General features: G+C 65.2%; 8 protein-coding genes. 4 read left to right on the plus strand and 4 right to left on the minus strand.

The genetic code is table 11. The features are described from left to right. Positions 1-97 precede the first annotated feature (97 nt). The 3 genes from nadA (at position 98) to nadC (ending at position 3,870) form a co-directional block, all read left to right on the plus strand. Positions 98-1,204: a quinolinate synthase NadA gene (gene nadA / locus P6U27_RS27520; protein WP_122404782.1), complete on the plus strand. Its 1,107-nt coding sequence runs from the start codon at positions 98-100 to the stop codon at positions 1,202-1,204. Between the two features lie 167 nt (positions 1,205-1,371). Then, a complete protein-coding gene (locus P6U27_RS27525) occupies positions 1,372-2,982 on the plus strand; it encodes an L-aspartate oxidase (protein WP_407192846.1) in 1,611 nt (536 codons plus the stop codon). 9 nt (positions 2,983-2,991) lie between these two features. Continuing rightward, positions 2,992-3,870 carry a carboxylating nicotinate-nucleotide diphosphorylase gene (gene nadC, locus P6U27_RS27530; protein ID WP_122404784.1) on the plus strand — a complete coding sequence of 293 codons (879 nt, stop codon included), beginning with the start codon at positions 2,992-2,994 and terminating at the stop codon, positions 3,868-3,870. Between the two features lie 66 nt (positions 3,871-3,936). On the opposite strand, the gene P6U27_RS27535 is transcribed toward nadC, so the two are convergent. The 4 genes from P6U27_RS27535 to P6U27_RS27550 all read right to left on the minus strand — a co-directional run bounded on the left by P6U27_RS27535 (position 3,937) and on the right by P6U27_RS27550 (position 10,177). Next, positions 3,937-5,385 carry a cell wall hydrolase gene (locus tag P6U27_RS27535; protein ID WP_162500399.1) on the minus strand — a complete coding sequence of 483 codons (1,449 nt, stop codon included), beginning with the start codon at positions 5,383-5,385 and terminating at the stop codon, positions 3,937-3,939. 471 nt (positions 5,386-5,856) lie between these two features. Beyond that, a complete protein-coding gene (locus tag P6U27_RS27540; protein ID WP_160118749.1) occupies positions 5,857-6,846 on the minus strand; it encodes an integrase core domain-containing protein in 990 nt (329 codons plus the stop codon). Positions 6,847-6,985: 139 nt separating this feature from the next. Continuing rightward, on the minus strand, positions 6,986-9,925 hold the full coding sequence (ppdK, locus tag P6U27_RS27545) for a pyruvate, phosphate dikinase (RefSeq protein ID WP_407121791.1): 2,940 nt from the start codon (positions 9,923-9,925) through the stop codon (positions 6,986-6,988). A 96-nt stretch (positions 9,926-10,021) separates the two neighbouring features. Continuing rightward, a complete protein-coding gene (locus P6U27_RS27550) occupies positions 10,022-10,177 on the minus strand; it encodes a DUF3096 domain-containing protein (RefSeq protein WP_209294955.1) in 156 nt (51 codons plus the stop codon). A gap of 226 nt (positions 10,178-10,403) precedes the next feature. Here P6U27_RS27550 and P6U27_RS27555 point away from each other — a divergent pair, with 226 nt between their 5' ends. Beyond that, positions 10,404-10,757, plus strand: coding sequence for a DUF1236 domain-containing protein (locus tag P6U27_RS27555; protein WP_122404787.1), 354 nt, complete (start codon positions 10,404-10,406; stop codon positions 10,755-10,757). Positions 10,758-10,790: the final 33 nt, after the last annotated feature.

Here is a 10,790-nt window from a genome sequence, read left to right on the forward strand (position 1 = left end):
ATTAGGTCCCAACGACGTTTGACCGGCCTCTCGGCCGGATTTCTCGGACCCCATATATCCTCAATATGAGCATAACAACCATGCTTGGGAGGCTTCAATGCCGATCACTGGAATTTACGGTCCCGACGACTTTGCCAACCGGCCGCAGGGCCAGCCCGACACCTCCCGCCGCGCGGCGCCCGTGCCCGCGGGATCGACATTGCCGATGCCCTCGCTGGAATGGACACCGGCGGTCGAACGCGCCACCGCGCCGCTCTACGACCGCGTGAAGCACGTGATCCCGCCGATCGAATGGCCGCTGATGGCACCGACGATTCACGCGATCAACGAGCTGAAGCGCGCGCGGGGCGCGGTCATCCTCGCCCACAACTACCAAGCCCCGGAGATCTTCCACTGCGTCGCCGATATCGGCGGCGACTCGCTCCAGCTCGCGGTCGAAGCCACCAAGGTGAAGGCCGACGTCATCGTCCAGTGCGGCGTGCACTTCATGGCGGAGACCTCGAAGCTGCTCAATCCGGACAAGACCGTCTTGATCCCGGATTCGCGCGCGGGCTGCTCACTTGCCGCGAGCATCACCGGTGCGGACGTGCGGCTGCTCCGCGAGAAATTTCCCGGCGTGCCCGTCGTTGCCTATGTCAACACTTCGGCAGAGGTGAAGGCGGAAGTCGATATCTGCTGCACGTCCTCGAACGCGGTGCAGGTGGTCGAGAGTCTGAACGCGCCGAGCGTGATTTTCCTGCCCGACCGATACCTCGCCACTTACGTGGCTTCGAAGACCGACGTGAAGATCATCGCCTGGAAAGGCGCCTGCGAAGTGCATGAGCGCTTCACGGGCGAGGAGCTGCGGAGCTTTCGCGAGGCCGATCCGTCCGTCCAGATCATCGCGCATCCGGAGTGCCCGCCGGACGTGCTGGCGGAAGCCGACTTCACCGGTTCGACCGCGCACATGATCAACTGGGTGCGCGCGAAGCGGCCGCGCCGGCTCGTCATGATCACCGAATGCTCGATGGCCGACAATGTGCGGGCCGAGCTGCCTGACGTCGAGATGCTCCGCCCCTGCAATCTCTGCCCACACATGAAGCGCATCACGCTCGCGAACATTCTGCAGAGCCTGTTGACGCTTCGCGAGGAGGTGACGATCGATCCCGCGCTTGCACAACGCGCGCGGCACTCGGTCGAGCGCATGATCAATCTCAGGAATTGAGACGCAGCCACAAACGCAGCTGTGGTCCCGGACAAGCGCGCAGATCCGGGCCCCATAACCACAGGAAGATGTTTGGCGAAGAACAACGAGCTTCGCCCAGCAACTTCTGGCGCGAGGTATCGGCCCCTGCTTTCGCAGGGACCACAGCGGAGTGACTGGAGAAAACCATGGCAACAAGCAACATCCACAACCTCATCCGCAGCAGCGACGACGTCGTCATCGTCGGCGGTGGCCTTGCCGGACTGTTCTGCGCGCTGAAGCTCGCGCCGCGGCCGGTGACCTTGATCTCGGCGGCACCGCTCGGACAGGGCGCATCCTCCGCATGGGCACAAGGCGGCATCGCGGCAGCAGTGGCCGAAGGCGATACGCCGGAGGCGCACGCCGCCGATACAATCGCGGTCGGCGGCGGACTTGTCGATGAAGCCGTCGCACTCGGGATCGCGCGCGAGGCTGCATCGCGCATCCATGATCTTCTCGCCTATGGTGTGCCGTTCGATCGCGATCTCGACGGCAGGCTTGCCGTCGGACGCGAAGCTGCGCATTCGGCCCGTCGCATCGTGCATGTGCGCGGCGATGGGGCGGGCGCCGCGATCATCGCGGTTCTGAGCGAGGCGGTGCGTCGCACGCCCTCGATCCGCCTGATGGAAGGTTTTGTCGCCGAGGCACTGTTGACCCAGGACGGCGCGGTCACCGGCCTCCAATTGCGCGAGGCCGGCAAGCCCGCTGCAGCCCCGGTCGTGCTCGCCTCACGTACGGTCGTGCTGGCGACCGGCGGTCTCGGCCATCTCTACGCCGTCACCACCAACCCGCCGGAAGCGGGCGGCTCGGGCCTTGCGATCGCAGCGCGCGCCGGCGCCGTGATCGCCGACCCTGAATTCGTGCAGTTCCACCCCACCGCCATCATGGTCGGCCGCGACCCGGCACCGCTCGCCACCGAAGCGCTGCGCGGCGAAGGCGCGACGCTGATCGACGGCAATGGCGAGCGATTCATGAGAGCGCGCCACCCCCTCGCCGAGCTCGCACCGCGCGATATCGTGGCCCGTGGCGTGTTCGCCGAGATCGCGGCCGGACGCGGCGCCTTCCTCGATGCGCGGCAGGCGCTGGGCGCGCGCTTCGTGACGAAGTTTCCGACCGTGCATGCGAGCTGCATCGCAGCCGGCATCGATCCCGCGACGCACCCGATTCCGATTGCGCCCGCCGCGCACTACCACATGGGCGGCATCGCCGTGGACGCGCGCGGCCGCAGCTCGATCGACGGGCTCTGGGCCGCCGGCGAAGTGTCCTCGACCGGGGCGCATGGCGCCAACCGGCTCGCCTCGAATTCGCTGCTCGAAGCCGTCGTCTATGCCGCCCGCATTGCCGACGACATCGCGGGCCGCACGGTGCCCTCGCCCGCCCGCCTACCAGAGGCATGGGTGACGCCGCGCTCTGGCACGCTGGATGCTGCAGCGGTGAAGCGGCTGCGCACGATGATGAGCGCGCATGTCGGCGTGATCCGCGACCGTGACGGGCTTGCGCAAGCGGTGCGCCACTTCGCCACGCTCGAGCACGAAGCCGGCAACGTCGCTGTCCGCAACATGGCGACATCCGCCCTGCTCGTCGCCGCTGCGGCCTGGACGCGGCACGAGAGCCGCGGTGCACATTTCCGTTCGGATCATCCGGCCGATAACTCTGCGCTGGCGCAGAGAACGATGACCACGCTCGCCGCGGCGCGCGAGGTCGCGGAGAGCCTGAACGAGCATTCGCTGCCACGCATTGCGCAATCCGTGATCGCCTGAGGAGACTCCATGATCACCCCGAGCTCACTACTCAATTCCGATGCCTTTCTCTCTCCGCTCGCGACCGATGCGGCCGTCCAGCGCGCGCTCGACGAGGACCTCGGCCGCGCCGGCGACATCACCTCGCTTGCGACGATTCCGGAAACGACCAGGGCACAAGCGATCCTCGTCGCGCGCCAGTCCGGCGTGATCGCCGGGCTGCCGCTGGCGCTCGCAACCTTGCAGAAGCTGTCGCCTGACATCGAGGTGCGCGCAGATGTCCGCGATGCCGCGCGGGTCGCTCGCGGCCAGCATGTGCTGACGATCTCGGGTCCCGCGCGCGCCATTCTCACGGCGGAGCGGACCGCGCTGAACTTCGTCGGCCGCTTGTCTGGCATAGCCACGCTCACGGCGGACTATGTCGCACGCACCGAAGGCACCAGGATGCGCATCTGCTGCACGCGAAAAACCACGCCGGGATTGCGCGCGCTGGAGAAATACGCGGTGCGCTGCGGCGGCGGCTTCAACCATCGCTTCGGGCTCGACGATGCCATCCTGATCAAGGACAACCACATCGCGGTCGCCGGCGGTATCCGTCCCGTGCTGGAGCGCGCCCGCGCTCACGCCGGCCACCTCGTCAAGATCGAGATCGAGGTGGATACGCTGGCGCAGCTGCGCGAGGTGCTGGACACTGGAATGGCTGACGCCGTGCTGCTGGACAACATGGATCTTGCGATGTTGCGCGAGGCGGTCAGGATCAACGAGGGCCGTCTCAAGCTGGAAGCGTCCGGCGGCGTCACGCTGGAGTCGATCGCGACCATCGCGGCGACTGGGGTCGATTACGCATCGGCGGGTGCGCTGACGCATTCGGCGCCGAACTTCGACTGCGCGTTGGACATCGAGGCGTGATGTGTTTGCCACGCCCCGCAAGCGGAGCATGGGAGCGCAGCTGCGCATGCGGCAGCAGGCCGTAGGCTACCGCCGCTCGCCCATTTCGGCCGAGCTCTTGGCTTCCTGCGCGAGTTCGGCCGAGAGTGCGGCGGTCTGGGCCGGGGTGCCCCAGCTTGGTTCCTCGCTGCCGTCGCCCCAGTTGCGCGGCCGATAGAAGGTGTGCACGCCGGTCTTGTACATCTTCTTCATCTCGGCGACCCAGGACGGGCGCACCCAATAGGCGTGGTAATGCGTCGACTTGCCGACCTCGGGCAGCCAGATCTGGCCATCCAGCATCGCCTTCGAGATCTTCTTGGCGCGCTCCCACATTTCGGGCTCGCGGATCACGTCCGGATTGTTGTCGCAGGCGAAGGTGAACTGGCAGGCGAAATGGCGGTACTTGTTCTGGTAGACCACGCCGCACACGGTCTCGGGATATTTGCCGGAGAACACGCGGTTCATCACCACCTGCGCCACCGCGATCTGGCCGCGCACGGCCTCGCCGCGAGATTCGAAGTAGACGGCTTCGGCGAGGCACTTCTCCGCCTTCGCGCGCGACTTGTCGTCGAGCGCGAGCCGCTCCGCCGGCGATCTGCTGCGCTGGTTGTCGACGTTGACCTCGCCCTTCGGAGCAACGCTCTCGCCGCTCTCGATGTCCTTGGCGATCTCCGCCGTCGGCGGTGTCAACGAGGCCGTCACCTTCATGTCGGGGTCGGGAGTCACGATCAGCGGCTCAGCCCCGGGCTGCCAGCTCTCAATGGTCTCGAGATTGCCGCCAAGCGAGGAGCTGCCGAAGAACAGGCTCGAGGTCTTGACGCTGAAGGGATCGCGCGCGGGCGCGACCGGCGTCGTGGCCCGCTTCAGCGCTTCCAGCGGCTGCACTGCGAACGCGGGCGCCGCATCGCTGGCCTGCGGCGGGTTGGAATATTGCGGCAGCGGCGGTGCGCGCAGCGCTTCCTGGAGCTCGGGGTCGAGCGCGGCCGCCGATTCCGGCGACATCGCCCGAGGTGATGCCGCGGTCTTGGCGCCGAACACCGAGCTGTTCGACGTCGCGGGATCTTCCTTGGCGGGCGCCGCAGCTGGCGCGACCGTCTCGGGAGATTGCGTCGGCGTGACGATTGCGAGGCGATCACCTTTCAGGGAGCGATCGACCTTGGGAAAGTCGGACGACTGGTAGCGCGCCGGCGCTTGAAGTGCAGGATTGCGGCTGATCGCGCCGGTGACGTCGCGGCCGTCGAGGCTCGCGAGCCGAACCATCGCGCTCTGCGGAGCGGAGGTGCCAATGGGGCGCGAAAAGCTGTAGGTGGCGAGCTGGATCGAGGACGCCGCGGAGAACACCTGCTTCTGCCAACGCTCGGCGACGCCGGGTTGGCGCGCCAGCAGAGAGGCAATGTCCTGATAGCCGGTCTCTCTCGGCATCAATGCGAAGATGCAGAGACCGATACCGAAGGACGCGAACCGCGCGCCCTTCGGATGGTTACGCAACACTGACATCGATACGCTCACGCTACGCTTACGCTCGTCCGATCGAACTCAGTACATCCGTGCAATTCGATCTTTATCGTCAGTAATCAATTTAGGTTGCCGGGGCGTTAATCCGCGTTGCGCGAGCGGCACACGCAAGCGAAGACAGGTGTTTTCACGGGGCGATGTGGCGCATTGGTAAATGCGGCCCCACGTGAAGCGGTAAACATCTGGTCAACGCGAATGGTGAAGGAACCCTTGCGCGCACGTATCATCACGGGACGGGGGATGGGTTCCCGGCGTTGGCGTTCGCGCAAAGCGCTTCCTCATCACCGGTATCATTCCCCGCGACCCGGCTACGCCGAGGCTTCGCCGAGGTGAAGGCCCAAAGGCGCCGTCCCACGAACTCGTCATTGCGAGCGCAGCGAAGCAAATCCAAAGTCTTTTCGTCGAGGGATTCTGGATTGCTTCGTCGCGAGGGCTCCTCGCAATTGTCGATGTTCAATAATTCGCTGATTGGATTGCGGTGGTCTTGGAAGCGGCGAAAGCCTTGGGAGTTTGTCCTGCCAAGGCCTGATGGGGTCTGTGGTTGTTGTAGTAGACGAGGTACTCGAACAGTTCATTGGCGAAGTGGTCCAGGTTGTCGAAGGTCGTACCCTCGATGACGTCGTCATCGAGGGTACGCCAGAAGCGTTCGACCTTGCCGTTGGTCTGCGGCCGATAGGGCCTGGTGTAGCGGTGCTTGATGCCGAGCTCGAGCAGCATGGCCTCGAATGGATGCTCGGCCGGCTTGGTGCGGGCGGCGAACTCGGCGCCGTTGTCGGACAGGATTTCCTGGAAGACGAGCCCATAGGTGACGTTGAGGGTGTTGATCATCTTCAGGGTCTTGAACATGACCGGCAGCGCCTTCTTGGATGTCAGGACCTCGGCCCAGGCCAGACGCGAGCAGCTGTCGATCAGGCTGATGATGTAGGCCGTGACCGGGGGTGGCGCGAGGAACATATCGCGCGGCAATTGATGCAGATCGACGTGGCCCAGCTCCCCGAGCTTGTCCTTGATAATACGGCGTTTCTCCTCGCGCATCGCCGGCGTGCGGCGGTTCAGGCGGTGGCGCTTCAGCACCCGGTAGATCGTGATCGGCGAAGGTACCGTGTCGCGCGTTTCGCGCAAGACGGCATGAATCTCATAACGGTTCATCCCCCGCTTGCGATGGGCGACGATCTCCGCCTCGATCCCTTCCGGCTCGCGCCGTTCCCGCCACTTCGGGCCGCGCCGCCGCGGCAGCAGATCCGCGTCCTCGCCGCTCTGCAGATAGCGATTGTAATACTTGCGGAACGTCTGCGAGCAGGTCCCGTGGTGCCGGTAGAAGTCGCCGACCCGCTTGAACAGCGGCGATCGGCCAGCCTTCACCGCCTCATACTCCGAAATCAGAAAACGCCACTTCTGCAGATAGTTGCGTTCAACCGTTCGGTCATAGCTGTTGTCTCGCATCGGATCGTTCCTCCGCTGGAGCGATCCAATCAGCGAATTATTGAACATGCACAGCAATGACGGTGTGGAGAGAGCGTTGCGTAGAATGAGAGAGGCGGGGTTTTGGCCCCGCCTCTCTCGCATTCAAATTGTGCGTTGCTCACGCCTGGCTCGCGATCTCCTTCCCGAGCGCGGCTTGCGCCGCGGCGAGGCGGGCGATCGGCACGCGGTAGGGCGAGCAGGAGACGTAGTCGAGACCGATATGGTGACAGAAGGCGACGGAGGCGGGATCGCCGCCGTGCTCGCCGCAGATGCCGACCTTGAGCGAGGCGCGGGTCTTGCGGCCGCGGGCGACACCGATCTTGACGAGCTCGCCGACGCCTTCCTGATCCAAAGATATGAAGGGATCGACCGAGAGGATGCCCTTCGCGACGTACGGACCGAGGAAGCTCGCCGCGTCGTCGCGGCTGATGCCGTAGGTCGTCTGCGTCAGGTCGTTGGTGCCGAACGAGAAGAACTCGGCGCTTTCCGCGATCTCCGCCGCGAGCAGACAGGCGCGCGGCAGCTCGATCATGGTGCCGACCTGATAGGCCAGCTTGGTGTTGGTTTCGCGCATCACGGCCTGCGCGGTGGCATCGATCCGCGCCTTGACGAGATCGAGCTCGGCCTTGGTCGCGATCAGCGGTACCATCACCTCGAGGCCGACGGCCTTGCCGGTACGCTTCTGCGCCTCGACCGCCGCCTCGAAGATCGCGCGCGCCTGCATCTCGGCGATCTCCGGATAGGCGATCGCGATACGGCAGCCGCGGAAGCCGAGCATCGGATTGAACTCCGAGAGCTCGCGGGCGCGGTCGGCGAGACGCCGCGGGTCGGTGTTCATGGCGCGCGCCACTTCCTCGACCTCGGCATGGGTGTGCGGCAGGAACTCGTGCAGCGGCGGGTCGAGCAGGCGGATCGTGACGGGCAGGCCCTTCATGATCTCGAACAGCTCGACGAAGTCGGCGCGCTGCATCGGCAGCAGCTTTGCGAGCGCTGCGCGGCGCGACTGCTCGTCCTCGGAGAGGATCATTTCGCGCACCGTGCGGATGCGCGTCTCTTCGAAGAACATGTGCTCGGTGCGGCAGAGGCCGATGCCTTCGGCGCCGAACTTGATCGCGGTGCGCGCGTCATCAGGCGTGTCGCCATTGACGCGGACGCCGATCTTGCGGACCTGGTCGGCCCAATTCATCAGCGTGCCGAATTCGCCGGACAGCTCCGGCTCGATCATCGGCATCCGGCCGGCGAGCACCTGGCCGAGCGAGCCGTCGATGGTGATGACATCTCCGGTCTTGAAGGTGCGCGAGCCGATGCTCATGGTGCCGCGGCCGTAATCGACACGGATGGTGCCGCAGCCGGAGACACAAGGCTTGCCCATGCCGCGCGCGACCACCGCCGCGTGCGAGGTCATGCCGCCGCGGGTGGTCAAAATGCCTTCGGCGGCATGCATGCCGTGGATGTCTTCGGGGCTGGTCTCGATGCGGACCAGAATGACCTTGCGCCCGTCGCCTTGAAGCTTGGCGGCCTCGTCCGAGGAGAACACGATCTCGCCGGAGGCAGCACCCGGGGACGCCGGCAAGCCGGTCGCGATCACGTCGCGCTTGGCGTTGGGATCGATGGTCGGATGCAGGAGCTGGTCGAGCGAAGCGGGATCGATCCGCGTCACCGCTTCCTTCTTCGAGATCAGGCCCTCATTGGCGAGCTCGACCGCGATGCGCAGCGCCGCCTTGGCGGTACGCTTGCCGCCGCGGGTCTGGAGCATCCAGAGCTTGCCCTGCTCGACCGTGAACTCCATGTCCTGCATGTCGCGGTAGTGCTTCTCGAGCAGCGTGTAGATCCGCGTCAACTCCTTGAAAGCCTCCGGCATCGCCGATTCCATCGACGCCTTGTCGGAGCCCGACTCCTTGCGCGCCTCCTCGGTGATGTCCTGCGGCGTGCGGATGCCCGCCACCACGTCCTCGCCTTGCGCGTTGATCAGGAACTCGCCGTAGAGCTTGCTCTCGCCGGTCGAGGGATTGCGGGTGAAGGCAACGCCGGTCGCCGACGTCTCGCCCATGTTGCCGAACACCATGGCCTGTACGTTGACCGCGGTGCCCCAGGATTCCGGAATGTCGTGCAGCTTGCGGTAGGTCACCGCGCGAGCGTTCATCCAGGATGAGAACACGGCGCCAATCGCGCCCCAGAGTTGGTCGTGCGGATCCTGCGGGAATTCCCTGCCGGTCTCGCGCGCGACCGCGTCCTTGTACTTACCGACCAATTCGACCCAGTCCTCGGCGGACAGATCGGTGTCGAGCGTGTAGCCCTGGCTATCCTTGAAGGTATCGAGGATTTCCTCGAAGTGATGATGCTCGAAGCCGAGCACCACGTCGGAATACATGGTGATGAAGCGGCGATAGCTGTCATAGGCGAAGCGGCGGTCGCCAGACAATTCCGCCAGCGCTTCCACGGTCTGGTCGTTGAGGCCGAGATTGAGCACGGTGTCCATCATGCCCGGCATCGAGGCGCGCGCGCCGGAACGCACCGAGACGAGCAGCGGGTTCTTGGTGTCGCCGAACACCTTGCCGGTCAACTTGCCGACATAGTCCAGCGCCTTCTCAACCTGCGGCTTCAGCTCCTTCGGATAGGTCTTATCGTGCTCGTAAAAATAGGTGCAGACCGAGGTCGGGATGGTGAAGCCGGGAGGCACCGGCAGGCCGAGATTGGCCATCTCGGCGAGGTTGGCGCCCTTGCCGCCGAGCAGGTCGCGCATCTCCGAGCGGCCCTCGGCCTTGCCGTCGCCGAACGTGTAGACCCATTTGCCGGTCTTCGCCGCGGCCGGCGCCGCCTTGGCGGGCGCTGCCTTCTTCGGTGCAGGCTTCGCAGCGACCTTCGGCGCAGCCGCCTTCCTCACGGCCTTTGCCGCCGGCTTAGCAGCGGGCTTGGCAACAGATTTGGCGACCGGCTTCGGCGCGCTCTTGGCCAGCGCCTTGCGGGCCGGCGGCGCGGCTTTCGCGACGGAGGAGGACTTTGATTTCGCTGGCATTTTCGCTGGGATTTTCTTGGGCTTCGAGGCGGCTTTGGCCATAGCTTGCACACAACCTGCGAGAGGAATGGGAAATCGCGGGCCTTACACCATTTTGGGCGCGCCCGCGCAAGTCGGACAGTTCCGAAAAGTGAACGCCTAGAAGCGCAGCCACTTCAGGAGCCCGAGCCCGATCGCGCCGTTGACGATGAGGAAGATCGCGACAACGAGATTGAGCAGCCGCGGCATGATCAGGATGAGCACGCCCGCAATCAACGACAGGATCGGCGAAATGTGGGCGACGGTGATGTGCATGAACAATCTTTCTGTGGAGGTGAGGCGAATCGCGCGCGGATCATAGCCGGCCAGGTTCCGGGAGTAGAGATGCGCAAGACGCGCCGCGAGTTCCCGGCACTCACGAAAACTGCCCGAAATTGCCGCGAATGCGGCAGGTCTTTCCCGGAACATTGGCTTAAGGCCCGCATTGGCAAGCAGTCGCGCCACTGGCGCGTCCCGCAGAATCACGTCGAAGGAGTTATCCATGCGGAACAGGATTCTTGCTCTTGCAGCGCTCGCGGCCGCGATCGGCTCGCCCCTTGCGGCGCAGGCGCAAAGCGATGTCACCATTGGACGCGCACCCGCCGTGGTCGACAGCGCCCCGACGATTGCCGTCGAACAGCGGCCGGCCTTCCGCGAATACGTCATCGAACAACGCGTGCCAGCCTTCCGCACTCCGGATCGCGTGGTGGTCGGCGCCATCCTCCCCGAGAGCGGCATCACCTATTATGACGTGCCGCAACGCTTCGGCGCCACGACCTATCGCTATACCGTCGTGAATGGCGAAACCGTGCTGGTCGAGCCGCGCTCGCGCCGCATCGTCGAGGTGCTGGACTAAAACGCTGCCGCTCCATTCGATGTCCGGCGCGTC

It is taken from the genome of Bradyrhizobium sp. STM 3566 (assembly GCF_045571445.1).
GTDB lineage: Bacteria > Pseudomonadota > Alphaproteobacteria > Rhizobiales > Xanthobacteraceae > Bradyrhizobium > Bradyrhizobium vignae.